Genomic DNA, 23,507 nt, shown 5'->3' on the forward strand with positions numbered 1-23,507 from the left:
ACGTCCACACACCCCGCAAGACGGGCACTGCCACGTCCCGGAACAAGAAGTCGACCACTCCTCGCCCACGCCGCACAGGTTAAAGATCAAGCTAGATCCCGGCCGCCCCGAGGAGCGAGCCCGCTCCGTAGGTGACCGCCATCGCGAGCGCCCCGCCGCCCATGTTGCGGAGGATCGCGCGGCCCGCGGGGGCGCCGCCGAGGCGGGCGCTCCACCAGCCCGTGAGGGCGAGGGCCGCCAGGACGGAGCCGACCGTGACCCAGAGCCGGGCCGGGGCCGGCGGCAGGACGATCGCGAGGAGCGGGAGCAGGGCGCCGACGGTGAAGGCGAGGAAGCTGGCGCCCGCCGCGTGCCAGGGGTTGGTGAGGTCGTCGGGGTCGATGCCCAGCTCCACGCGCGCGTGGGCGCGCAGGGCGTCGCGCGCGGTGAGCTGTTCGGCGGCCTCGCGGGCCACGTCCGGGGAGAGCCCGCGGGCGGCCAGGAGGCCGGTCAGTTCGGCGAGTTCCGCCTCGGGCTCGTCCCGGAGCTCGCGTCTCTCCTGGGCGAGCGCGGCCCTCTCCGAGTCGCGCTGGCTGGAGACGGAGACGTACTCCCCCGCCGCCATGGACATCGACCCGGCGAGCAGCCCCGAGAGGCCCGCGGTGAGCAGGGCCGCCTGGGACTCCGTGGCGCCCGCGACACCCACGACGAGGCCCGCGGTGGAGACGACTCCGTCGTTGGCTCCGAGCACGGCGGCCCGGAGCCAGTTGAGACGGGAGCCGAGGCCTCCGCCGTGGGCCTCGTCGTGCGCTTCGCCGGGTGCTGGGGGTGCGGTCACGTCAGGAGGTTCGCACCCGGTGGGTCACCAGACGCGGACCGACCCGCCCGGGGCGAAGGCCGGGCTGGTCGCCTCCTCCGGGATCTTCTCCAGGGGCGTGGCGATCTCCGCGACCTCCGGTCCGTGGACGGCGGCGAGAGGGTCGAGGAGACCGAGGTCGAAGCCGTAGACGCGGGCGGCGTTGCCCCCGACCATGGCCGCGACCTCCTCCCTCGGGACGCCCGCGTAGGCGATGCGGAGGCCTTCGCGGGAGTACGGGGTGGTGCCCTCGTCGTGCGGGTAGTCGCTGCCCCACATGATCTTGTCGAGGCCGATGCGGTGGCGCAGCGGCACCTCGTGCGGGCGCATGAAGCTCGCGCCGACGAAGCAGTTGTCGCGCCAGACCTCGCTGGGGCCCTTGCCCATGGACGCGGCGAGCCCGGCACCGAACTTGGACTCGGCCGTGGAGGCCTTGGAGGCCGCGGCGACCAGGCGTCCGTGGTAGTAGTCCAGCATCTCCATGACCCCGGGGATCCAGCCGGAGCCCTGCTCCGTCAGGACGAGCTTGAGGTCGGGGTGACGGCGGAAGGCGCCGCCGAACATCAGGTGCCACAGGGCCCGGTGGGAGAACCAGGTCGTCTCCACCATGAAGACGGCCCGGGCGGCCGGTTCGTCGCCGAGCGGCGGTGAGGCCGAGCCGCCGTGGTGGTTGACCGGCACGCCCAGCTCCGCGCAGACCGCCCAGATCGGGTCGTACGTCTCCGAGTGCAGCTCGGGCACGCCCGATCCCGGCGGGGTGCCCGGCAGCAGGATCCCGCCGGTCAGTCCGGCCTCCTTGACCCGGCGGATCTCGCGTACGGCCTCGTCGACGTCGTTGAGGAGGATCTGCGCCACGCCCGCCCTGCGGCCCGGCGCGTCGGCGCAGAAGTCGGCGAGCCAGCGGTTGTGCGCGCGCAGCCCCGCCCAGCGGAGCTCGAACTCCTCGCGGGTCGGCGCCGGGGCCATCAGCGAGGCGGTGGGGAAGAACGGCGGGATGGTGTTGGGGAAGACGACCTCGGCGACGATCCCGTCGGCCTCCAGGTCCCGCAGGCGGCGCCGCGAGTTCCAGTTCCGGTCGGCGGTGTCGGCGAGCAGGTCCTCGTACGGGTTGACGTAGTCGGCGGCCCAGGCGTCGAAGGCCTCGTGGTGCTTCTTCTCCAGGTACGGCCGGTAGTCGAGGAGGTCGGCGCCGGCGTGGCAGTCGGCGGAGATGACGGTGTACCTGTCGTGGCCGCCCATCAGTTCGCCCCCTGTCCCAGGACCGGGAAGTCGTGCTCCGTGAGCCAGTGGCGGCCGACCTCGCGGGAGCGGGCCCAGGAGGCCTCCACCGCCGCCTGGTCGGCCGGCTGGCCGAGGTCGGCGGGGGTGGGGCCGATGCGGCGGGCGATCGGTTCGAGGGCGGGGAGGTCGAAGCCGAAGACCTCCGCCGCCGCCAGGCCGAGCATCCGCCGTGTCTCCTCGACCGGGATGTCGTGGAAGGTGTTCCGCAGCCACGCGCGCGTGGCGGGCCACGTGCCCTCCGGGTGCGGGAAGTCGGACCCCCACAGGATGTTGTCGACGCCGATCTCGTACCGCTGGGCGAGCTCGCGCCGCTTGGTGTTGGTCGCGCAGATGAAGACCTGCCGGTCCAGGTACTCGCTCGGCGGCCGCTTCAGCTCCGCGAACGGGGACAGCTTCTTGCCGCCGTGCGCGCCGAGGTAGAGCCGGTCCATGAACCAGAGCAGGTTGGGCAGCCACCAGCAACCGGACTCGGCCACCCCGAACCTCAGGCCGGGGTGGCGCTCGAAGACTCCGGACCAGAGCAGGAACCAGAGCGGCCTGGCCGGCCAGAAGGTGACCTCGGAGACGTAGATCCCGAGGTGGTCGCCGTACTCCTCGCGGGGCGCGGCGCCCGAGTGGGTGACGACCGGCATGCCGGTCTCGGCGGCGGCCGCCCACACCGGGTCGTAACGCCGGTCGTGGTAAGGGGCCTTGTCGACCCACATCGAGGGGATCATGAGCGCGCCGAGCCCGGACTCCTTGGCCCGGTGGATCTCGGCGACGACCTCGGCGGGGTCGGCGGTGACGGGGAGCAGCGCCACCCCACAGTGCCGCCGCGGGTTCTGGCCGACGAACTCGGCGAGCCAGCGGTTGTGCGCCTTCGCGCCCGCCATGCCGAGCACCGGGTCCTGGTCGCCGGAGAGACCGAGGCCGACACCGAAGGGGGCGGCCGTCTGGCTGTCGACGGCGTCCGCGTCGGGGAAGACGACCTCGGCGGCGACCCCGTCGCCGTCGAGCTCCTTGAGCCGCTGGGCGGCGTCCCAGCCGCCGCGCAGGCCCTCCTCGTTGTCGTGGAACCACTTGTCGGCGAAGGCCTCGTTGCGCACGCCGAGGCGGGTCATCGCCTCCCGGCGCGCGTCGCGCCCGGCGAGGAACTCGTCGAAGGCGCGGTGGTGGCGGGACTCCAGATAGGGCCGGTACCGCTCGGTCGGCAGTCCGGCGTGGCAGTCGGAGGAGATGATCAGATACGGATCCTCGTACGTCGTCATGTCGATGCCCCCTCAGTCTCGGTCGCTGTCCCGGGAGGTGTCCCGGTCGAGGATGAACTTCTCCAGGTACGCCGGGTTGGCGCGGTCGAGCATCGACCGCGAGCGCGCCCTGATCTGGTCGTCGCTGTGCCCGCTCTCCGGCAACATCCAGAACCGGTCGGCGCGGATGCCGTCGACGACCAGTTCGGCGACCTCCTCCACCGGGGTGAAGGCGATGTCCAGCCCGGCCTCCTTCATCGCGGCCTCCCACTGGTCGAGGCTGCGGTACGGGGTCCTGCGCGGGCGCTCCTTCGCGAACCGCTCGGGCCGGTTGCGGTGCGACTCCCACAGGCCGGTGCGGAGCATGTGCGGGCCGGGGAAGAGCACGGAGGCGCCCACGCGCGCCTGCTCGGCCCGGAGGTGGGCGTAGAGCGACTCGGTCATGGTGACGACGGCCGCCTTGGTGACCGCGTACACGGAGGCGGTGGGCAGCGGGGCGATGCCGCCGTCGGCGGACGAGGTGTTGACGACGTGGCCGGGCTCGCCGCTCGCGATCATCCGCGGGACGAAGGCCTGGATGCCGTGGAAGACGCCCCAGACGTTGACGGAGAAGGCCCACTTCCAGTCGTTCGGCTCGTGCTCCCACATCCGGCCCTCGGCGCCGGAGCCGACGCCCGCGTTGTTGCAGAGGACGTGGACGGCGCCGAAGGTGTCGTACGCCGCGTCCGCGAACGCCCGGACCTCGTCGGGGTCGGAGACGTCGACCGTCCGGGCGAGGATCTGCGCCCCGCCCGCCATCAGCTCGTCGGCGGCCTCCGCGAGCGCGCCCGGCTCGACGTCCCCGAGGACGACGGCCATGCCCTCGGCGGCGAAGCGGCGGGCCATGGCGAGCCCGATGCCGCTCGCCGCGCCCGTGACGACCGCGACCTGTCCCGCGCGCAGCTCCATCAGACGCTCCCTTCCGGGGGGCCGTCGAGGATCTGCAGCGGGTCGTCGTACCGCTGGTGGATGTAGGGCAGCAGCGCCTGCGCGGAGACGCGTTCGGCGACCGTGCCCTTCTGGTCGGTGGTCTTCTCGCCGATCGTGATCTCGACGAGCCGGCGTACGGGGAGGTCGGCCACCGGGTCGTACATGGACTCGCGCAGGATCACGTCACCGGTGACCCGCTCCAGCTTCCGCACCTTCTCGTTGCGGACGCAGTGGACGAGGACGGGGTCGCCGTCGAAGCCGGTGCCGTCGACGCCCGGAAGGAACTTGAAGTAGAAGTCGGTCTTCTCGACGGGTTCCGGCAGCGGCAGGGCGCCGGAGACGGCGCCGCGCACCTCGACGAAGGCGATGCCGTGCCGGGCGAGGGACGCGCGGACGACGAGCCCTTCGCGCTCGACCGTGACCTCGCCCAGCTTCTTCGGCTCGCCGAAGACCTCGCGACCGCCGATCAGGGCGCGCTCGTGGGTCATCGGCATGACCAGCGGGTACCAGCCCTCGCGGTCGCCGTGGGCGGCGGCGACCGCCACGGAGCCGGCGCCGAGGGGATAGCCGGGCAGGTCGACCTGGCTGATGTTGGCGCGGACGAGCGGGCGCGCGGTGGGTTTCAGCGGGGGCGGCAGGATCGCCGCGACGACGTCGGGGTCGGTCTCCCAGACGGCGACCACTCCGGTGGACCAGATGTCGGGGAGGCGGGAACTCCGCTCGCGTGCCGCGGCGGCTTCGGCTTCGGTGCGCGCCCCGTACCGTACTCGTGCCATGACGTATCACCCTTCGGGACAGTCGGCCGGCCACTCGGCCTGTAACACAGTTACACCGTCACCGATGAAGGGTAAAGACCCGTGCACGCTAAGGGAGTTGGGGGAAGCAATGGCACGCTCGGCGCTGAGCCGTGACGAAGTCCTGGACACCGCGGCCGCGCTGGTGAGGGAGCACGGGCCGGCCGCCCTGACCATGCGCAGGCTCGCCGCCGAGCTGGGCACGGCCGTCACGTCCATCTACTGGCACGTCGGCAACCGCGAATCGCTCCTCGACGCGCTCGTCACCCGCACGGTCACCGACCTCGGCACGATCCGCCCGCGCGGGACGACCCCCGCCGAGCGGATCGTCTCGGTCGCCCGCGCGCTGCGCCGCGCCCTGCGCGAGCGCCCGCACCTGGTGGCGATGGTCCACGAACGGGGCCTGACGGAGCGGATGTTCCTGCCGGCCCAGCGCGCCCTGGCCCACGAGGCCCACGCGGCGGGGCTGCGCGGGGCGCACGCGGCGCGCGCCGTCCGCGCGCTGCAGTTCCAGGTCGTCGGCTACGTCCTGGTGGAGCGCAACCGCGAGCGGGCCCCCGCCCAGTCCCCCGCCGAGGAGGAGCTGTGGCGCGCGGAGACCGGGGGCACCGACTCCGACGCCGACCCCGAGCTGGCCCACGCGCTGGCCGCGCCGATCGACACCGAGGCGCTGTTCGTCGACTCGGTACGGGCCCTGGTGGACGGTCTGCTCACGCAGGCCGCCGGGGACTCCGGGGGCACCGGGGACGGCACTGTCGGTCGCGGGCCGTATTCTCATTGACCATGCTCGACGACCGTACGACAGCAGCGACGTGGCCGGCCGCCTACCCACAGGGGTACGCGGTCGTCGACGTGGAGACCACCGGCCTCGCCCGCGACGACCGGATAGTCTCTGCTGCCGTCTACCGGCTGGACGCCCAGGGGAACGTCGAGGACCACTGGTACACGCTCGTCAACCCCGAGCGCGACCCCGGTCCCGTCTGGATCCACGGGCTGACCAGCGACGTCCTGGAGGGCGCGCCGCTCTTCCCGGAGATCGCGGCGGAGTTCGCGACCCGGCTCGACGGCCGGGTCCTCGTCGCGCACAACGCGATGTTCGACTGGCAGATGATCGCCAGGGAGTACGCCCGCGCCGAGTCCGCCGCACCCGTGCGGCAGCGGCTGTGCACGATCGCGCTCGCCAAGGAGCTGTCGCTCCCGCTGCCCAACCACAAGCTGGAGTCGCTCGCCGCGCACTTCGGCGTCGTCCAGCGGCGCGCGCACAACGCGCTGGACGACGCGCGGGTCCTCGCCGAGGCGTTCCGGCCGAGCCTGCACGCGGCGGCCGAGCGGAACGTCCGGCTACCGCTCCTGGAGTGCCGGCCGCTGACGGAGTGGGTCGGCGCGCCTGCGCAGCCCCGGGTCGGCCACCAGGGCTCGTACGGCTCGTCGTCCTCCTCCGCGTACCGCGCGAACAGCTGGCGCCCCTCGCGGAAGCGCCCCGCCTGCCCGTACCCCAACCCGGGCCGGTACGAGACGGACCGGCCGCTCAAGCAGGGCATGCGGGTCGCCTTCTCCGGTGACACCTCCGTCGACCGCGAGCTCCTGGAGGACCGTACGGTCGACGCCGGGCTCCATGTCGCCGGCAGCGTCTCCCGGCTGACGAGCCTGCTCGTCACGAACGACCCCGACGCGCACACCTCCAAGACCCTGAAGGCCAGGTCCTTCGGTACGCCGGTCGTCGACGAGGCCGCCTACACGCAGCTGCTGCGGGACGTGGCCCCGGCAGACGGGTGACGCGCGGGGCCGGGTGGGCGTGGCTCGCTGCGCCCGCCCGCCGGGAGCTCCACCCTGTGGCGCATGGCACGTTGTGAGGTCTGCGGAAACGATTACGGCATGTCCTTCGAGGTCCATGCCCAGGGTGCGGTGCACGTCTTCGACTGCTTCTCGTGCGCCATCCACCGCATGGCGCCCATCTGTGAGCACTGCCGCGTCCAGATCATCGGACAGGGCGTCGAGAGCGAGGGCAGCTGGTACTGCGGCGCCCACTGCGCCCGCGCGGAGGGAAAGGTGGGCATCGTCGACAGGGTGTGAGGAAACGATCCTGGGGCCAGGGCCTGTCCGACGATCCCCGTCGGGTCCGGAAGGGCCTTCCGGTGGACCGTGGTCGGCCGAACCCCGCCGCGTGCACCCCATGACCGCAGTTGTACCGTCATGGGGTGTACCGCTTCCTGTTGTCCCGGCAGTGGGTGATCCTCACCCTCATCGGCCTCGTTCTCATCCCCACGATGATCGAGCTGGGCTTCTGGCAGTTCCACCGGCACGAACGCCGCGTGGCCCAGAACGCCCTGATCGCGGACAACCTCAAGGCGAAGCCGCTCCCGGTCGAGGAGCTCACCTCCCCCGGCCACACCGTCCCGCGCGCCGACTACTGGCGGCAGGTCACCGCGACCGGCACCTTCGACACCGCCCACGAGGTGGTCGTCCGCCGTCGCACCAACGCCGACGACCGGCAGGGCGTCCTCGTCCTGACGCCGCTGGTCCTCCGGGACGGCCGTGTCGTCCTGGTCAACCGCGGCTGGGTGCCGGCCGCCGCCGACCAGCGCGCGTACCCGCCGGTGCCACCCGCCCCCAAGGGCGAGGTCACCGTCACCGGCCGGCTGAAGGCGGACGAGACGACCGGCGCCAGCGGCATCAAGGACCTGAAGGGTCTGCCGGACCGCCAGGTCATGCTGATCAACAGCGAGCAGCAGGCCGCGCTCATCGGCCGCGACGTCCTCGGCGGCTACCTCGAACAGACCGCCCCCGAGCCGGCCGGCGGCACCCCCGAGCTGGTCCCCGAGCCCGATCACGACTCGATCGGCGCGCACATGGCGTACGCCGTGCAGTGGTGGCTCTTCACCGCCGGCGTACCCGTCGGCTGGGTGATCCTCGTACGCCGGGAGAAGCACGACCAGGAGGCCGCCGCCCGCACCGGAGCCTCCGGCGACGGGGCCGGGGACGGCGACGACGGCCCGGAAGCCCCCGCCGGGGACCCGGCTGCGATCCAGGCCACCCCGTCCCTCTGATTGACGGCCGCCGCTTCCGGGAACAGCCCAAAGCGTGACGCAACGTATCGACGACTACGCCCTCATCGGCGATCTCCAGACCGCCGCGCTCGTCGGCCGTGACGGGTCGATCGACTGGCTGTGTCTGCCCCGCTTCGACTCGGCCGCCTGTTTCGCCGCGCTGCTCGGCGACGAGAACAACGGCCACTGGCGGATCGCGCCCAAGGGCGCCACGGTCTGCACCACCCGCCGCTACGTCGAGGACTCCCTCGTCCTGGAGACCTTCTGGACGACCCGCACGGGCACCGTCAAGGTCGTCGACTTCATGCCCCAGCGGGACGCGTCACCCGACGTGATGCGGATCGTCGAGGGGGTCAGCGGCACCGTCGAGATGAGCGCCGTCCTGCGGCTGCGCTTCGACTACGGCTCGATCGTGCCCTGGGTGCGCCGCTCCGACGGCCACCGGGTCGCGGTCGCCGGGCCCGACGCCGTCTGGCTGCGCAGCGAGCCGCCCGTGAAGACCTGGGGCCAGCAGTTCGCCACCTGCTCCTCCTTCACCGTCGCCGCCGGCCAGAAGGTCGCCTTCGTCCTGACCTGGCACCCCTCCCACGAGCCGCGCCCCGACCTCGTCGACCCCTTCGAGGCCCTGGAGCTCTCCCTGGGGGACTGGCGGGCGTGGTCGGCCCGCTGCACCTACCGGGGCCCCCACCGGGAGGCGGTGCTGCGCTCCCTCATCACCCTCAAGGCGCTCACGTACGCCCCGACCGGCGGGATCGTCGCCGCCCCCACCACCTCCCTGCCGGAGGAGCTCGGCGGCGTACGGAACTGGGACTACCGCGCCTGCTGGCTGCGCGACTCCTCCCTCACCCTCGGCGCGCTGCTCGCCGCCGGGTACGTCGAGGAGGCGGCCGCCTGGCGGGACTGGCTGCTGCGCTCGGTCGCGGGCGACCCGGCGGACCTCCAGATCATGTACGGCCCCGCCGGGGAGCGCCGGCTGCCCGAGACGACCCTGCCGTGGCTGCGCGGCTACGCCGACTCGGCGCCCGTACGGACCGGGAACGCGGCCGTGGAGCAGTTCCAGCTCGATGTGTACGGCGAGGTCATGGACTCGCTCCACCGCGCGCGCGAGGCCGGGATCCCGCCGGAGCGGCACGCCTGGAACCTCCAGCTGAGCCTGCTCGGCTTCCTGGAGTCGACCTGGCGGAACCCCGACGAGGGCCTGTGGGAGGTGCGCGGACCGCGCCGCCACTTCACCCACTCGAAGGTGATGGCCTGGGTGGCCGCCGACCGTGCCGTACGCACCCTGGAGTCGGACCCCTCGCTGCCGGGGGACCCGGCGCGGTGGCGGGCGATGCGCGACGAGATCCACGCCGAGGTGTGCGCGAAGGCGTACGACCCCGACCGGAACACCTTCACCCAGTCGTACGGCTCCCGGGAGCTGGACGCCGCGACGCTGCTCATCCCACAGGTCGGTTTCCTGCCGCCGGACGACCCCCGGGTGCTCGGAACCGTGGACGCGGTCATGGCGGAGCTGCTGCACGGCGGGTTCCTGCGCCGGTACAGCCCCGACTCCGGCACGGTGGACGGGCTGCCGGGGCAGGAGGGGACGTTCCTCGTCTGCTCGTTCTGGCTGGCGGACGCGCTGCGGCTGACCGGCAGGACAGAGGAGGCGCGGCGGCTCTTCGACCGGCTCGTCGCCCTCCGCAGCGACGTGGGGCTCCTCGCGGAGGAGTACGACCCGGTGGCCCACCGCCAGCTGGGGAACTTCCCGCAGGCCTTCAGCCACATCGGGCTCGTGGGCACCGCCTTCGCGCTGGCCCGGGAGGATCGGGACCCGGCAGGATAGGTCCATGGATCTTGGACTGAAGGACCGTGTGTACGTGGTGACCGGCGCGACGCGGGGGCTCGGCAGGGCCTCGGCGGAGGCGCTGCTCGCCGAGGGCGCGAAGGTGCTGATCACCGGGCGCGAGGAGAAGGCCGTCGCGGAGGCGGTGGCCGAGCTCGGCGCGGACGCGGACGCGGCAGGGGTCGCCGGGATCGCCGCCGACAACGCCGATCCGGGCACCCCCGACCGGCTGATCGCCGAGGCGCGGGCGCGCTTCGGCGGCTTCGACGGCATCCTGATCAGCGTCGGCGGCCCGGCGCCGGGCTTCGCGGCCGACAACACCGACGAGCAGTGGGCGGCCGCCTTCGACACCGTCTTCCTCGGGGCCGTCCGCCTGGCCCGCGCGGCGGCCGGGACGCTCACCGAGGGCGGCGTCATCGGCTTCGTCCTGTCCGGCTCGGTCCACGAGCCGATCCCCGGCCTGACCATCTCGAACGGGCTGCGCCCCGGCCTCGCCGGCTTCGCCAAGTCCCTCGCCAACGACCTGGGCCCGCGCGGGGTCCGGGTCATCGGGCTGCTGCCGAGCCGGATCGACACGGACCGGGTGCGCTCCCTCGACGCGCTCTCCGGCGACGCGGACGCGGCCCGCGCGGCGAACGAGGCCGCGATCCCGCTGCGCCGCTACGGCACCCCGGAGGAGTTCGGCCGGACGGCGGCCTTCCTGCTCTCGCCGGCCGCCTCGTATCTGACGGGGCTGATGCTGCCGGTGGACGGCGGAGCGCGCGGCGGCTTCTGAGGTGTACCCGGGCTCGGGCTCGGGCTCGGGCTCGGGCTCGGGCTCGGGCTCGGGCTCAAGCTCAGGCTCAGGCTCAGGTGACCCTGCGGGCCCGGTGCTTCACCGCTCGCAGGCGGGCCTCCGTCGGCAGTGCGGGCAGCCCCGCGGACGTACGGGCGGGGCCGAGGGCCTCGGTGCTGAGGGCGCTCAGGGCGTCCCCCGGTGAGGCGTGCGGCTCCAGGAGGAGCGCGACGCGGGTACGGGGGGCGCCGCGGCGGCCCGTGAGGGAGACCCGGGCCCGGGCCACGCCGTCCTGGGCCGCGGCGTCCGCCTCCAGGACGGCCTCCAGGGCCCGGCCGCGCAGGATCGCCTCCTCGCCGTCGCCGGTGTCGACGAGGACCTCGCGGAGCCGGGCCCGCCGGAACTGGACGAGCAGCCACCACAGGGCGAGCAGGACGACGACCCCGAGGGCCGCGATGACCACCGGCCACCACCAGCCCTCGTCGCGCCACCGCTGCCGGTCGGCGGCGGAGAGCAGGACGTCGGAGGGGCCTGACCAGGGCCACCAGGACGGTACGGACAGGTCGAGGCCCGCGGCGAGGACGGCGCCGCCGCCGAGGACGAGGAGCAGCCCGGCGAGGCCGAGCAGGACGCGGTTGACGCGCCGGAGGACGACCGTCACGGGGTTCACCCCTTCCTGGGCGGCCGGGTCACCCGTACCGCCAGCGCGGGCGGGCGGGCGAGGCCGAGTTCTTCGACGCCGGTGGTGAGGACGGTCTCCACGTCGGCGCGGACCTCGTCGAGCGCCCGGAAGTGCGAGACCGCCCGGACGCCGACCTTGGCGCGGCCGACGCGGACCCGGACGGACTGGACGCCGGAGACCTCCATGGCGCGGTCGCGCAGGGCGAGGGCGGCGGCCTCCCGGTCGAGCCCGGCCCGTACGTCGTCGTGCTGACGGCGCATGGGGAGGACGGCGCGCAGTCCGGGGGTGGCGGCCAGGATCAGCAGCCAGGCACCGAGCAGGACGGCGAGGGCGGCGCCGGTGACGACCGTGGCGCTGTCGAGGGGCTTGGTCGCGAGCGCGTCGGCGAGCTCGCGCCGCCAGGCCATGGCGGAGCGATCGGCCCGGACGGCCGCCACGTCGTACAGCAGCAGCCCCGCCCCGCCGAGGACGACGGCCGCGACCACGGCGGCGGGGATGCGCCGCACCGCCCAGAAGCGGCGCACGGGGGGGCCGGCGGTGTCGGCGAGGACGGGTACGGCGTCGGGGGGCGTGGCCTCGCCGGGCTCGGGGGGGACCGGGTCCGGGGCCGGGTCCGGGGTGGTGGTCATGAGAGGCGGCCCCTTGGGGTGGTCTGGCGCGTGTGCGCGGAGTGGAGGCGTTCCACATGGACGGAGACCTCGTGGACCTCCATGCCGACGAGGTCCTCCACCCGGCTGCGGACCCGGCCCCGGACGGCCCCGCACTGGCGGCCGATGTCGGACGGGTAGGCGAGTTCGAGGCTCACCGAGACCCGGGCGACGTCCCGGTGAACGACGACCGAGGCGTGCGGCGCCGAGCCCCCCTCGGGGACGGCGCCCAGCGCCTCCCGCGCGCCCTGGGAGGCGATCTTCGCGACGACCCGGTCGGCGATCGTGGTCGCCCCGCGGTCACGTACCGGGTCCACTGCCACCCCGGGTCACCGCCGCCGGTCGCCGCGCTCGCGGCCCCGGAACAGGTCGCCGGGTTCGAGGTCGCCGTCGAGGAAACGCCCGGCCACGAAGCCGATCGCGCCCAAGGCCGCGACCAGCAGAAACGCCCCGAAGCCGCCGAAGTACCCGGCGAAACCGAGGGCCATACCGGCCACGAGGCCGACCACCGCCATGCTCATCACTGTCCCCTTTCGAGGCCTGTTCGACCCGCGAGACCTGTTGCGCCCGCGAGGCCTGTTCGACCCGCGAGGCCTGTTCGGCGGACGGGCCGCCGACGGCTACTGGAGTCTCTGCTCCGGCTCTTCCTCTTCTTCGTCCGGGAGCTTCACATCGCTGACCGCGATGTTGACCTCGACGACTTCGAGGCCGGTCATCCGCTCCACGGCGGCGATGACGTTCTCCCGTACATCGCCTGCGACATCGGCGATGGAGACGCCGTAGTCGACGACGATCTCCAGGTCGAGCGCGGTCTGCACCTCGCCGACCTCGGCCTTCACCCCTCGGGTGACGCTCGCCTTGCCGCCGCCTCCGCCGGGTACGCGGTCGCGTACGGCGCCGAAGGTGCGGGAGAGGCCGCTGCCCATGGCGTGGACGCCGACGACATCGCGTGCGGCGAGGCCGGCGATCTTCTCCACGACGCCGTCGGCGATCGTGGTCCGGCCCCGGGACGCCGGGGCGCCGCCGCCGCGCTTGGTCACGGAGGTGCGACGCGGTTCGTCGGCCGTGGTGGCACCGGAGTGTGCACTGTCGGTCATGAGATTTCGCCCCTTCTGGGATATTTCGGGGTTCTTCGCCCACACTAAGGGCGGCTGCCCCGTCTCGCTCCAGGGATACGGCAGGCTGGGGTAATGACGACGGCTGAGGGTTGGACGGCGGCGGTACGGGACCGGCTCGCACCCGGCAGGCTGCTGCCGCTCGGGGCACCGGAGGACGGTGCCTGGATCACGGAGCGCGCGGCACGGACGGTGCTCGACGGGGCCGCGGCGGCGGTACGGGGCGTGGTGCCGGGCGAGCTCCGGATCGGGCCGGGCGCGGAGGCCGAACCGGACACCGCACCGGGCGACGAACCGGACACCGCGCCCGGGCTGCGGATCTCGGCGGGCTTCGGGGCGGTGGCCGGGCGCCCGCTGCCGGAGCTGGGCGACGAGCTGCGCGCGGCCCTTCTCGCGGCGGCGGAGGACGGGCTCGGTCTGGTGGTGGCGGCCGTGGACCTCCGGGTGACGGAGCTGCTCGACGCGGCACCGGAGAATTCGGGGCCGGCCGCTCCCCCACCCGGGCGACCTTCGCCCGCGACGGACGACCCCGTGGCCCTCGCGGCACTGCGGGTCGAGGGCGTGGCGGGCGTGACGGACGCGGTGGGCCCGCCGGTCCGGCGGACGGCAGGACAGGTGCGGGTGGAGCTGGCCGTGACTGCGGGCCGTCGCCCTCTGGACGTGGCCCGTGCCGTACGGAACGCCGTGACCGCCGCCACCAAGGAGGCGACGGCGGTCACGGTGCTGGTCTCGGAGCTGCGGTAGGAACCGCGCCGGGGAGCGTCAGTCGCCGAGGCCCGCGAGATCGCGCAGACGGCGGGCCTGGGCGGCGCGCTCGGCGGTGCGCTGCTCCTCGTACGAGCGGCCGGCGGCGGCCTGGAGGAGCGCCTTGGTCTCGTTGACCGCGGCGCGCGGCGCCGCGAGCAGGGCGGCGCTCAAGTCCCGTACCGTCGCGTCGAGCTCCTCCGCGGGCACGGCGATGTTGGCGAGACCGATGCGCTCGGCCTCCTCCGCGTGGACGAAGCGGCCGGTGGCGCAGATCTCCAGCGCGCGGGCGTAGCCGACGAGCGAGACGAGCGGGTGCGTCCCGGTCAGGTCCGGGACGAGACCCAGGCTGGTCTCACGCATGGCGAACTGCACGTCCTCGGCGACGACCCGCAGGTCGCAGGCGAGGGCGAGCTGGAAGCCCGCACCGATGGCGTGCCCCTGGACGGCCGCGATCGACACGAGGTCGCTACGGCGCCACCAGGTGAACGCCTCCTGGTACGTGGCGATCTCCGCGTCGAGGTCCTCGTCAGAACCGCGCGCGAGATCGAGGAAGGACGGCTCTCCGTCGAAGCCCTCGGGCGTGAACGCCTGCCGGTCGAGCCCTGCGGAGAAGGACTTTCCCTCTCCGCGCAGGACCACGACCCGCACGCTGCCGGGCAACGACCGGCCGGCTTCTGTCAACGCCCGCCACAGAGCGGGAGACTGAGCGTTGCGCTTCGCCGGGTTGGTCAGGGTCACCGTGGCAACGGCGTCCTCGACGGTGAGCCGTACACCGTCCTTGTCGAATACGAGCTCAGAGTCGTCGAGCGTAGTCATGGGGCGCCTCCGGTTCCGGTGCAGCACTTGCGTCGATGCTAAGTGACTGCACAGTAACCACCTGGCCGACCGTGAGGTCGACCGGGTGGCCACCGAGAGAACCCGGTGGCCGGTCGAGCCGCCCCGATGACTCAGACCGAGGCTGCCTTCTTGCCCCGTGTCGCTCCGCCGCGTCCACGCAGCGTGACTCCGGACTCGCTCAGCATCCGGTGGACGAATCCGTAGGAGCGGCCGGTTTCCTCGGCCAGCGCCCGGATGCTCGCACCGGAGTCGTACTTCTTCTTCAGGTCTGCCGCGAGCTTGTCGCGCGCGGCGCCGGTCACCCGGCTGCCCTTCTTCAGAGTCTCGGCCACCCGTGCCTCCTCATGGGAAGTGCGCTCTGGACTTCTCATGATCACCCCTCCCCGCCGTCCTGGCCACCCATTCGACAAGGTCCATGCCGCCGGGTTGCGGGAGCAGCACGCCCTCGCCACGACCGGAATGACAAATTCCGCACTGTTGGACAGCGGACCCCGCGCCGCCCGGAGCGGGAAGTGCCAGGTCAAGGCCACAGGGGGAACACACGTACGGCGCGGGCCTGCCGGAAGGATTCGGCAGAGCACCGCGCCGGGGTGTACGAGACGCCCTCACTCAGATGAAGGATCACCCATGAGCCGAATGATCCAGCCCTGAATGATCACTTCGGGCCCCGGAACACGCCCGCGGGCGATTCCGGAGCCGGGGGCCGGGTCAGGCCAGGGCCACGAGGTCCGCGTAGTCCGCGCCCCACAGGTCCTCGACGCCGTCCGGGAGCAGGATGATCCGCTCCGGGTCGAGCGCCTCGACCGCGCCCTCGTCGTGGGTGACGAGGACGACCGCGCCCTTGTACGTCCGCAGGGCGCCGAGGATCTCCTCGCGGCTGGCCGGGTCGAGGTTGTTCGTCGGCTCGTCGAGGAGCAGCACGTTCGCCGAGGACACGACCAGGGTCGCGAGCGCGAGACGGGTCTTCTCCCCACCGGAGAGCACGCCCGCCGGCTTGTCGACGTCGTCGCCGGAGAAGAGGAAGGAACCGAGGGTCTTGCGGACGGCGACGAGGTCGAGGTCGGGCGCGGCGGAGCGCATGTTCTCCAGGACGGTCCGCTCGGGGTCGAGCGTCTCGTGCTCCTGGGCGTAGTAGCCGAGCTTCAGGCCGTGGCCCGGGGTGACCTGGCCCGTGTCGGGCTTCTCGACACCGCCGAGGAGCCGCAGCAGGGTCGTCTTGCCCGCGCCGTTGAGGCCGAGGATGACGACGCGGGAGCCCTTGTCGATGGCGAGGTCCACGTCGGTGAAGATCTCGAGCGAGCCGTAGGACTTGGAGAGCCCCTCGGCGGTCAGCGGGGTGCGGCCGCAGGGCGCGGGGTCCGGGAAGCGGAGCTTGGCGACCTTGTCGGAGGCGCGCACGGCCTCCAGGCCGGAGAGCAGGCGCTCGGCGCGCTTGGCCATGTTCTGCGCGGCGACGGTCTTGGTGGCCTTGGCGCGCATCTTGTCGGCCTGCGAGTTGAGGGACGCGGCCTTCTTCTCGGCGTTCTGCCGCTCGCGCTTGCGACGCTTCTCGTCGGCCTCGCGCTGCTGCTGGTAGAGCTTCCAGCCCATGTTGTAGACGTCGATCGTGGTGCGGTTGGCGTCCAGGTAGAAGACCTTGTTGACGACGGTCTCGACGAGGTCGACGTCGTGGGAGATGACGATGAAGCCACCGCGGTAGGTCTTCAGGTAGTCGCGCAGCCAGACGATGGAGTCGGCGTCGAGGTGGTTGGTCGGCTCGTCGAGGAGGAGCGTGTCGGCGTCCGAGAAGAGGATCCGGGCGAGCTCGACGCGGCGGCGCTGACCACCGGAGAGGGTGTGCAGCGGCTGGCCCATGACCCGGTCGGGCAGACCGAGGGCGGCGGCGATGGTGGAGGCCTCGGCCTCGGCCGCGTAACCGCCCTTGGTCAGGAACTCCGTCTCCTGGCGCTCGTACTGCCGCATGGCCTTGTCGCGGGTGCCGCCGGAGCCGGTCGCGATGCGCTCCTCGTTCGCCCGCATCTTCTTGAGGAGGGTGTCGAGGCCGCGGGCGGAGAGGATGCGGTCGCGGGCCAGGACGTCCAGGTCACCGGTGCGCGGGTCCTGCGGGAGGTAGCCGACCTCGCCGGAGCGGGCGATGGCGCCGGCGGCCGGCTGGCCCTCGCCCGCGAGGCACTTGGTGAGGGTGGTCTTACCCGCTCCGTTGCGGCCGACGAGGCCGATGCGGTCGCCCTTGGCGACGCGGAAGGAAGCGGACTCGAGGAGGACGCGGGCGCCGGCGCGCAGCTCGATGCCGGTGGCGGTGATCACGGACAGACTCCAGGGCGGTGGGAAACGGCGGAAGGACGGTTGCTGACGGGCTTCGACGCCGCTAATGCACGGGGAGAGTGGCCATACGGCCAGTCTAACGGGCTCCTGCAACTGGTTTTCGGCCATGTGGGTGCCTTGCGGCGAGATCGGAGCTTTCTCACATCTCCCTCCATCTCTCATCTATCTCGCAAAAGGGGCGAGAGGGCGAAGATCGACCGATACTCGGCGCAGGGCGGCGGCCACTGCCGCGACAGTGACGCGGAGGGTGGTGGACCGTGCAGTTCGACGACGACGCCGACCTGGACACCTCGGAGGTCAAGGACGTCCGGAGCAGTCGCATCCCGGGCGGCAAGGCCACGGTCGGCGGCGGCATCATCGGCTTCATCGCGCTGATCCTGGGCGTGCTCTTCGGCGTCGGCCCCGATCAGCTCGGGCTCTCCGACGGCGGCGACCAACCGGTCGCGACCTCCTCCGGCGCGGCCCAGGTGAACCAGACCTGCAAGAAGGGCTCGGACGCCAACACCCGTGAGGACTGCCGGATCGTCGCCGTCGTCAACAGCGTCCAGGACTTCTGGCGGACCGAGTACGCGCGGCGGGGCGGGACCTACGGGAGCGCCTCCACGGTGATGTTCACCCAGCGGGTCGGGACCGCGTGCGGCTCGGCGACCTCGGCCGTCGGCCCCTTCTACTGCCCCGGCGACCGGCAGGTCTATCTGGACCTGGGCTTCTTCGAGGAGCTGCGGACCAAGTTCGGGTCGAGCGGCGGACCCTTCGCCCAGGCGTACGTGGTGGCGCACGAGTACGGCCACCACGTCCAGAACCTGATGGGGACCCTCGGCCGCGCCCAGGACGGCAGGACCGGCGCGAACTCCAATGCCGTCCGGGTCGAGCTCCAGGCCGACTGCTACGCCGGGGTCTGGGCCCGGCACGCGACGACCACCCCGGACGAGAAGACGGGCCGGCTGCTGCTGACCCGGCTCACGGACGAGGACATCCGGGACGGTCTCGACGCGGCGGCCGCGGTGGGCGACGACCGGATCCAGGAGAGGTTCCAGGGCCGGGTGACCCCGGAGAGCTGGACGCACGGCTCGGCGGCGCAGCGGCAGCAGTGGTTCTACCGGGGGTACAGGACCGGCGACATGGCCCAGTGCAACACCTTCCGCTGAGTTGTCGGCGCGGGCTGCAAGACTGAGATCCAGGTCACATTCGGCTGAATCGAGAGGAAGTGATCGGGATGGCTGAGGCACCCCATATCTGTCCGACGCTGACGTACGAGGACGCGAAGGGCGCGATCAAGCTGCTCACGGAGGGCTTCGGCTTCACGGCGAGCGCCGTGTACGAGGCCGAGGACGGGCTGGTCGCGCATGCCGAGCTCGCGTACGGGAACGGCATGGTGATGCTCGGCAGCAGGGGCACGGGCAGCGAGTTCGACAAGCTGATGGCCGGCGCGGGCCCCGTGGGCGTCTTCGTGCACGTGGACGACGTGGACGAGCACCACGCGCGGGCCGTCGCCCACGGCGTCGAGATCGTCATGCCGCCCAAGGACCAGGAGTACGGCTCCCGGGACTACATGGCCCGGGACGGCGAGGGCAACATCTGGAGCTTCGGGACGTACACCCCCGGCGCCGCGGAGTAGTCGCTGGCGGGACGTCGTACGGGGGGGTCGGGCGCCGCGGACGCGATCCGCCCGGCACCCCCCGGTGTCAGGCGCCGCCGGTGTGGACCTGGAAGGCGGCCCTGCGGACCGCCTTGGACAGGGCCGGGTCCGGGTGGGCGGCGGCCAGGGCGACCAGGACCTGGACGGTCCGCGGGTGGCCGACGGCCCTGACCTCGTCGAGCAGCGCCGGGACGGTCCCCTGGACGGCGGATTCGAGGTGGCGCACGAGCAGCTCGCTCTCCCCGTGGTCGGCGACCGCCGCCGCCGTGTCGACCCAGAGCCAGGTGGCCTCCTCACGGGTGAGGACCTCCTGCGCGTCGTCGGGGTCGGCGCCCTCGTACTCCGCCAGCCACAGCAGCGCGTACGGGCGCAGGGAGGGCTCGGCGACGGTGGCCCGGACGTCGGCCTCCGCGGGGGCTCCGACGACCCGCAGCGCCTCGAAGGCGAGGCCGCGCAGGAGGGCGTCCTCGCCCCGGGCGACGGCGAGGAGTTCGGCCACGGCGCTGGAGAGCGTGCGGGCCGCGAGCCAGGCGCGGTACTCGGCGCGGGCCGGGCCGGGGGTGAGCCGGGCGCAGCCGCGGAGCATGTCCTCGGCGGACTGCTCGATGTTGCCCGCGGGGCTCTGGGCGGCGACGCAGATCTGCTCCAGCTTGACCCAGACCGCCCAGTTGCCGAGCGGGGTCAGGGTGGCGTGCCGGGCGTCCGCGCCGGGGTCGAGGGTGAGCGCGCCGACGGCCGCCAGGCCTTCCAGGGCCCAGTCGAGGAGGGCGGGGAGCCCGTATGTGCCGGGAGCCGGCTCGGGGGTCTGTTCGGTCACCGGGACCTCGCAGCGCTCCTCGCGCAGCTCCTCGACGCGCTGGCCGAGCAGGTCGAGGAGGGCCGGGACGAGGACCGGGCCCTGGGAGAGCTGGAGCAGGGAGAGCACCTGTGGGACGGCCTCGACGACCTCGGCGACGGCGCTCGGCGCGACGCCCTCGGGGGCCGGGTGGACCAGGGACCAGGCGTCGAAGAGGGCGACCCAGCCGCGCAGGACGGCGGAGTCGTCCCGGTCCCAGGCGTGCAGCCGCCAGCCGGGGCGGACGGTGTCGCCGTGGAGCTCGACGAGCCCCGCGAGCCGGGCGCGGTCCCAGCCGGCCCGGATCTGGACGGGCGTCAGGTCGAGCGAGGCCGCGGCCCGTTCCTGGGCGGGGGCGGGATCGGTGCCGGCGCGGAGGGCGGATTCGGGACCGCGCTCGACGGCGGCCCAGCGGGCGATCCGTACGGCGTCGGCGAGGACGTGCCGGGCCTGGCGGGCGAGCTCCGCGCGGGGCGGAGTGCCCTCGGGCGGCCGCGGCGCCGGCCGGGTGCGCCGGGTCGTCACGGCCCGTCGGGCGGTGGCCAGCGCCCGGGGGCGGACGAGTCGGAGTCTGGAGTTGCGCGCCAATGGTTCATCGGGCTTTCGAGACGTCACGGGGGCAGTCTTCCCGCTGACGGCCCGAAAGCCCAATCGGAATCCGCAGCCCCGTCAGAACGGCCGCCGGAGGAGGGGGGTGCGGGTCGCCGGAGGAAGGAGGTGCGGGTCGGTGGAGGAAGGGGGTGCGGGTCGGTGGAGGAAGGGGTACGCGTCGGCGGCGCAAGGGCGCGGGCGCCGATCAGGGCAAGGGCACGCGCGCCGTCAGAGCAGGGGGGTGAGGAAGCGGCGGAGGGACTCTTCGTAGCGGACCGGGTCGGCGTTCCACATCGCCGCGTGCGGGGCGTGCCGGACCGTCTGCAGACCGACCAGATCCGGGCGGCGGGCGGCGAGCTCGACGGACGGCTCCCAGGGGGCGATCGTGTCGTCGGGGCCGTGCAGGAGGAGGACCGGAACGCGCAGGGCGCCCGGTTCCGTGGCGGCCTGGAGCCGGTCCCCGTGCGGCCCCGTCCGGCCCTGGGCGGCGCGGACGGCGAGCGGGAGCAGCGGCCCCGGGACGTGGCGGGCCGCGGCGAGGCTGCGGAGCGTGGCCTCCCAGTCCAGGACCGGGGAGTCGAGGACGAGGCCCCTGATCCGGTCCCGTACGCCCGACTCGGCGGCGGCGCGCAGGGCCATCGAGGCGCCGGTCCCCCAGCCGTGCAGGACGACCTTCTCGGCGCCGCGGCGGATCGCGTAGCGGATGGCGGCGTCGACGTCCCGCCACTCGGAGTCGCCGAGGTGGGCGAGACCGTCCGGGGAGGCGGGTGCCCCCTCGTCGCCGCGGTAGGTGGGGACGAGGACCGGGATCTGGCGCCGGTTGAAGAAGGGGACGAGGTTCAGCGGGTGCTCGCGGGTGGTGCCGAGGCCGTGCAGCGCGATCACCCACGTGGTGCGCGGCCCGGCGATGAGCCAGCCGGGCAGGGGGCCGAGCTCGCCGGGGATCTCGACGTCCTCGTGGGCGAGCCCGAGGGCGCTGATCGGCGTGCCCCGGTGGAGCTGGGGGGTGAGGCGGACGCGGGCGCCGGGGCCGAGGACACCGAGCTCGACCCGTTCGAGGCGGCGGACGACGGTGTCGGCGGTGTGCGGGACCCGGTCGAGGACGGGGCCGACGACGGCGTGCAGGCCGGGGGCCTCCAACCCGTACGTGCCGGGGCGCAGCGAGGCGAGACTGCGGGTGAGGGTGATCCGTTCGGGTCCCGTGGCGTGCACGGTGAGTCTGGGGTCTCCCGGGAGTGGTCGTCCGGACGGCACCTTGAGGGCGACGTCGCTGGCGTACCGGCCGGCCGCTACCGCGGCCGCACCGACACCGATCAGGGTGGTGACGGCCGCTGCCGTCGCTGTAGCCGGGCGCACGCTCCCAGTGTCGGCAGGACCGGGGCTGCCTGCCACCGGGCGGACCCGGCCGGGGTGCGTGGCCTCGTACCCGGCGGCCTCGCACCTGGGGGGGACCCCCGGGCATCTCCGGGGAGCGTCCGGGCCCTCGGGCGAGTGACATGGGTCTCCTCACCGGGGTCCCCCGGCCGGATGGTTCGGTCCAGGGGGCGGAACGGGGCGGCGGGAGACGGACCGGGCCGGGTCTCCGGTGGCCCCTGCGGGCCCGGATTACCGGGGGTCTCAGGGTGACCGCATCGTGGACACGCGCTCCGGCGGGGGGCTAAGCGGAATCACTTGACACCGGATGGGGACACCATGCCGCCCGCCTCAGTTCACCTTCCGTTCACCCAGGTTGCCTACGTTCGTCGAGCCACTGACGTCAAACGATTGCCTGGGTAAATGGAACACATCACGCTGCTGCTCGCCATTGTGGTCGTGACAGCTCTCGTGTTCGATTTCACGAACGGTTTCCACGACACCGCGAACGCGATGGCCACGACCATCTCGACCGGTGCGCTGAAGCCCAAGACGGCGGTGGCCATGTCCGCCGTGCTGAACCTGGTCGGCGCGTTCCTGTCCGTGGAGGTCGCCAAGACGATCTCCAAGGGGCTCGTCAACGAGGAGGGCATCCAACCCGAAGTCATCCTCGCCGCGCTCGTCGGCGCGATCCTCTGGAACCTGGTGACCTGGCTGGTCGGACTGCCGTCCAGCTCCTCCCACGCCCTGATGGGTGGCCTCATCGGCGCGACCATCGCCTCCATCGGCGTCAACGGCGTCAACGGCGGGGTCGTCGTCAGCAAGGTGCTCATCCCGGCGATCGCCGCCCCGATCGTCGCCGGCCTGGCCGCGATGCTCGCCACCCGTCTGACGTACCGCCTGGACAAGAAGGCCGACAAGAAGACGACCGAGAAGGGCTACCGGGCGGGCCAGATCGCCTCCGCCGGTCTCGTCTCCCTCGCCCACGGCACCAACGACGCCCAGAAGACGATGGGCATCATCACCCTCGCCCTGGTCGCCGGCGGCACCCTCGCGCCCGGCTCCAACCCGCCGGTCTGGGTCATCGTCTCCGCCGGCACGGCGATCGCGCTCGGCACCTACCTCGGCGGCTGGCGCATCATCCGCACGATGGGCAAGGGCCTCACCGACCTCCAGCCGCAGCAGGGCTTCGCCGCCCAGACCGGCGCGGCCACGGTCATCCTGGCCTCTTCCAGCCTGGGCTTCTCCCTCTCGACCACGCACTCCTGCTCCGGCGCCGTCATGGGCGCGGGCCTGGGCCGCAAGGGCGGTGTCGTCCGCTGGTCGACCGCCACCCGCATGTTCGTGGCCTGGGGCCTGACCCTGCCGGCCGCCGGCCTGGTCGCCGCGGGTGCCGAGTTCGTCGCCCGCCAGGGCGACTGGGGCGTCTACACCGTCGCCGCCTTCCTGGTCGCCTCCTGCCTCGCCATCTGGGTCATCTCCCGCCGCCAGGTGGTCGACCACACCAACGTCAACGACGTCGAGACCGAGCCCGCGGGTGTCGTGACCACCGCCATCGCGGCGGTCACCCCGCCGGCGGCCGGTTCCGTCGCCGCCGTCGCGGACGAGGACCTCAAGACGACCATCCCCTCGCCGGTTCCCACGGACCCGGCCGCCCCCCAGGCCCCCGCCGCAGCGGTGTAAGGAACCAACGACATGAAGATCGACTGGGCAGCTCTCGGCTCCGTCTTCGGAGTCAGCCTCGTGGCGACCGTCGCCCTCGTAGGCCTCTTCACCCTCGGCATCGTCGGCCTCTCCAAGCAGGAACAGGCCTCGGCCCAGGGCGGTTCGGCCCCGATGGCCCGGACCGGCGCCTACGCCTGCTTCGCCGCGTGCCTGGCGGCCGTGGCGTACGGCATCTACCTGATCGTCGCCTGACGGTCCCCTTCTTTCCGTACGGCTTTTCCGTACGGCGGCCGGGCGGTCCGCACCTTCGGGTGCCGGC

General features: G+C 73.1%; 26 protein-coding genes. 11 read left to right on the top strand and 15 right to left on the bottom strand.

Annotated elements, in window-relative coordinates:
• Positions 1 to 91: 91 nt before the first annotated feature.
• From ACWFR1_RS36865 to ACWFR1_RS36885, 5 genes are read right to left on the bottom strand one after another with little or no spacing between them, the layout of a single operon-like run.
• Positions 92 to 817 (bottom strand): VIT1/CCC1 transporter family protein, encoded by a 726-nt coding sequence (locus ACWFR1_RS36865; RefSeq protein WP_453559573.1) that lies wholly within the window; start codon positions 815 to 817, stop codon positions 92 to 94.
• Between the two features lie 24 nt (positions 818 to 841).
• The gene (locus ACWFR1_RS36870; protein WP_453559575.1) at positions 842 to 2,074 is read right to left on the bottom strand and encodes an amidohydrolase family protein; all 1,233 of its coding nucleotides are present in this window, start codon (positions 2,072 to 2,074) and stop codon (positions 842 to 844) included.
• Complete coding sequence (locus tag ACWFR1_RS36875; protein ID WP_453559578.1) at positions 2,074 to 3,363, bottom strand: amidohydrolase family protein; 1,290 nt, start codon at positions 3,361 to 3,363, stop codon at positions 2,074 to 2,076. Before ACWFR1_RS36875 ends, ACWFR1_RS36870 begins: the two co-directional genes overlap by 1 nt.
• Positions 3,364 to 3,375: 12 nt before the next feature.
• Complete coding sequence (locus ACWFR1_RS36880; protein ID WP_453559581.1) at positions 3,376 to 4,290, bottom strand: SDR family NAD(P)-dependent oxidoreductase; 915 nt, start codon at positions 4,288 to 4,290, stop codon at positions 3,376 to 3,378.
• Positions 4,290 to 5,087 carry an acetoacetate decarboxylase family protein gene (locus ACWFR1_RS36885; RefSeq protein WP_453559584.1) on the bottom strand — a complete coding sequence of 266 codons (798 nt, stop codon included), beginning with the start codon at positions 5,085 to 5,087 and terminating at the stop codon, positions 4,290 to 4,292. The genes ACWFR1_RS36880 and ACWFR1_RS36885 overlap by 1 nt, the downstream gene beginning before the upstream one ends.
• 109 nt (positions 5,088 to 5,196) lie before the next feature.
• On the opposite strand from ACWFR1_RS36885, the gene ACWFR1_RS36890 reads away from it, so the two are divergent.
• The 6 genes from ACWFR1_RS36890 (at position 5,197) to ACWFR1_RS36915 (ending at position 10,752) form a co-directional block, all read left to right on the top strand.
• Entirely contained in the window at positions 5,197 to 5,886 is a 690-nt protein-coding gene (locus ACWFR1_RS36890) for a TetR/AcrR family transcriptional regulator (RefSeq protein WP_453559587.1), read from the top strand.
• Positions 5,883 to 6,881 (top strand): DEDDh family exonuclease, encoded by a 999-nt coding sequence (locus ACWFR1_RS36895; protein WP_453559590.1) that lies wholly within the window; start codon positions 5,883 to 5,885, stop codon positions 6,879 to 6,881. Before ACWFR1_RS36890 ends, ACWFR1_RS36895 begins: the two co-directional genes overlap by 4 nt.
• Before the next feature lie 63 nt (positions 6,882 to 6,944).
• A complete protein-coding gene (locus tag ACWFR1_RS36900) occupies positions 6,945 to 7,178 on the top strand; it encodes a hypothetical protein (RefSeq protein WP_189505659.1) in 234 nt (77 codons plus the stop codon).
• A 125-nt stretch (positions 7,179 to 7,303) separates the two neighbouring features.
• Positions 7,304 to 8,152, top strand: a complete 849-nt coding sequence (locus ACWFR1_RS36905) for an SURF1 family cytochrome oxidase biogenesis protein (RefSeq protein ID WP_453559592.1) — start codon at positions 7,304 to 7,306, stop codon at positions 8,150 to 8,152.
• 34 nt (positions 8,153 to 8,186) lie between these two features.
• Complete coding sequence (locus tag ACWFR1_RS36910; protein ID WP_453559595.1) at positions 8,187 to 9,977, top strand: glycoside hydrolase family 15 protein; 1,791 nt, start codon at positions 8,187 to 8,189, stop codon at positions 9,975 to 9,977.
• Positions 9,978 to 9,981: 4 nt separating this feature from the next.
• Positions 9,982 to 10,752, top strand: coding sequence for an SDR family oxidoreductase (locus ACWFR1_RS36915; protein WP_453559598.1), 771 nt, complete (start codon positions 9,982 to 9,984; stop codon positions 10,750 to 10,752).
• A 73-nt stretch (positions 10,753 to 10,825) separates the two neighbouring features.
• Here ACWFR1_RS36915 and amaP read toward each other — a convergent pair whose 3' ends face one another.
• The 5 genes from amaP to ACWFR1_RS36940 all read right to left on the bottom strand — a co-directional run bounded on the left by amaP (position 10,826) and on the right by ACWFR1_RS36940 (position 13,178).
• Positions 10,826 to 11,413 carry an alkaline shock response membrane anchor protein AmaP gene (gene amaP, locus ACWFR1_RS36920; protein ID WP_453559601.1) on the bottom strand — a complete coding sequence of 196 codons (588 nt, stop codon included), beginning with the start codon at positions 11,411 to 11,413 and terminating at the stop codon, positions 10,826 to 10,828.
• Between the two features lie 5 nt (positions 11,414 to 11,418).
• Positions 11,419 to 12,063, bottom strand: a complete 645-nt coding sequence (locus ACWFR1_RS36925) for a DUF6286 domain-containing protein (RefSeq protein WP_453559603.1) — start codon at positions 12,061 to 12,063, stop codon at positions 11,419 to 11,421.
• Positions 12,060 to 12,404, bottom strand: a complete 345-nt coding sequence (locus ACWFR1_RS36930; protein WP_453559605.1) for a hypothetical protein — start codon at positions 12,402 to 12,404, stop codon at positions 12,060 to 12,062. Before ACWFR1_RS36930 ends, ACWFR1_RS36925 begins: the two co-directional genes overlap by 4 nt.
• 6 nt (positions 12,405 to 12,410) lie before the next feature.
• On the bottom strand, positions 12,411 to 12,602 hold the full coding sequence (locus tag ACWFR1_RS36935; protein ID WP_024756245.1) for a hypothetical protein: 192 nt from the start codon (positions 12,600 to 12,602) through the stop codon (positions 12,411 to 12,413).
• Positions 12,603 to 12,701: 99 nt separating this feature from the next.
• Positions 12,702 to 13,178, bottom strand: a complete 477-nt coding sequence (locus tag ACWFR1_RS36940) for an Asp23/Gls24 family envelope stress response protein (RefSeq protein ID WP_453559607.1) — start codon at positions 13,176 to 13,178, stop codon at positions 12,702 to 12,704.
• A 93-nt stretch (positions 13,179 to 13,271) separates the two neighbouring features.
• On the opposite strand from ACWFR1_RS36940, the gene ACWFR1_RS36945 reads away from it, so the two are divergent.
• Positions 13,272 to 13,940, top strand: a complete 669-nt coding sequence (locus ACWFR1_RS36945) for a hypothetical protein (RefSeq protein ID WP_453559610.1) — start codon at positions 13,272 to 13,274, stop codon at positions 13,938 to 13,940.
• A gap of 18 nt (positions 13,941 to 13,958) precedes the next feature.
• Here the strand turns inward: ACWFR1_RS36945 and ACWFR1_RS36950 are convergent, their stop codons facing one another.
• The 3 genes from ACWFR1_RS36950 to ACWFR1_RS36960 form a co-directional block, all read right to left on the bottom strand.
• Positions 13,959 to 14,759 carry an enoyl-CoA hydratase/isomerase family protein gene (locus ACWFR1_RS36950; protein ID WP_453559612.1) on the bottom strand — a complete coding sequence of 267 codons (801 nt, stop codon included), beginning with the start codon at positions 14,757 to 14,759 and terminating at the stop codon, positions 13,959 to 13,961.
• Between the two features lie 131 nt (positions 14,760 to 14,890).
• Positions 14,891 to 15,112: a helix-turn-helix domain-containing protein gene (locus ACWFR1_RS36955; RefSeq protein ID WP_024756249.1), complete on the bottom strand. Its 222-nt coding sequence runs from the start codon at positions 15,110 to 15,112 to the stop codon at positions 14,891 to 14,893.
• A gap of 376 nt (positions 15,113 to 15,488) precedes the next feature.
• Positions 15,489 to 17,087, bottom strand: a complete 1,599-nt coding sequence (locus ACWFR1_RS36960; protein ID WP_024756250.1) for an ABC-F family ATP-binding cassette domain-containing protein — start codon at positions 17,085 to 17,087, stop codon at positions 15,489 to 15,491.
• A gap of 275 nt (positions 17,088 to 17,362) precedes the next feature.
• On the opposite strand from ACWFR1_RS36960, the gene ypfJ reads away from it, so the two are divergent.
• Positions 17,363 to 18,253 carry a KPN_02809 family neutral zinc metallopeptidase gene (gene ypfJ, locus ACWFR1_RS36965; protein ID WP_453559615.1) on the top strand — a complete coding sequence of 297 codons (891 nt, stop codon included), beginning with the start codon at positions 17,363 to 17,365 and terminating at the stop codon, positions 18,251 to 18,253.
• 68 nt (positions 18,254 to 18,321) lie between these two features.
• Positions 18,322 to 18,723, top strand: coding sequence for a VOC family protein (locus tag ACWFR1_RS36970; protein WP_453559618.1), 402 nt, complete (start codon positions 18,322 to 18,324; stop codon positions 18,721 to 18,723).
• Positions 18,724 to 18,790: 67 nt separating this feature from the next.
• Here the strand turns inward: ACWFR1_RS36970 and ACWFR1_RS36975 are convergent, their stop codons facing one another.
• Together ACWFR1_RS36975 and ACWFR1_RS36980 are read right to left on the bottom strand one after the other, a co-directional pair.
• On the bottom strand, positions 18,791 to 20,194 hold the full coding sequence (locus ACWFR1_RS36975) for a hypothetical protein (RefSeq protein ID WP_453559621.1): 1,404 nt from the start codon (positions 20,192 to 20,194) through the stop codon (positions 18,791 to 18,793).
• Between the two features lie 204 nt (positions 20,195 to 20,398).
• Complete coding sequence (locus ACWFR1_RS36980; protein WP_453559624.1) at positions 20,399 to 21,526, bottom strand: alpha/beta hydrolase; 1,128 nt, start codon at positions 21,524 to 21,526, stop codon at positions 20,399 to 20,401.
• A 420-nt stretch (positions 21,527 to 21,946) separates the two neighbouring features.
• Between ACWFR1_RS36980 and ACWFR1_RS36985 the strand changes: the two genes are divergently transcribed.
• Both ACWFR1_RS36985 and ACWFR1_RS36990 read left to right on the top strand, forming a co-directional pair.
• Positions 21,947 to 23,206: an anion permease gene (locus tag ACWFR1_RS36985; RefSeq protein WP_453559626.1), complete on the top strand. Its 1,260-nt coding sequence runs from the start codon at positions 21,947 to 21,949 to the stop codon at positions 23,204 to 23,206.
• Between the two features lie 12 nt (positions 23,207 to 23,218).
• Positions 23,219 to 23,440 (top strand): hypothetical protein, encoded by a 222-nt coding sequence (locus tag ACWFR1_RS36990; RefSeq protein ID WP_453559629.1) that lies wholly within the window; start codon positions 23,219 to 23,221, stop codon positions 23,438 to 23,440.
• Positions 23,441 to 23,507: the final 67 nt, after the last annotated feature.

The organism is Streptomyces sp. NPDC055103 (assembly GCF_053607625.1).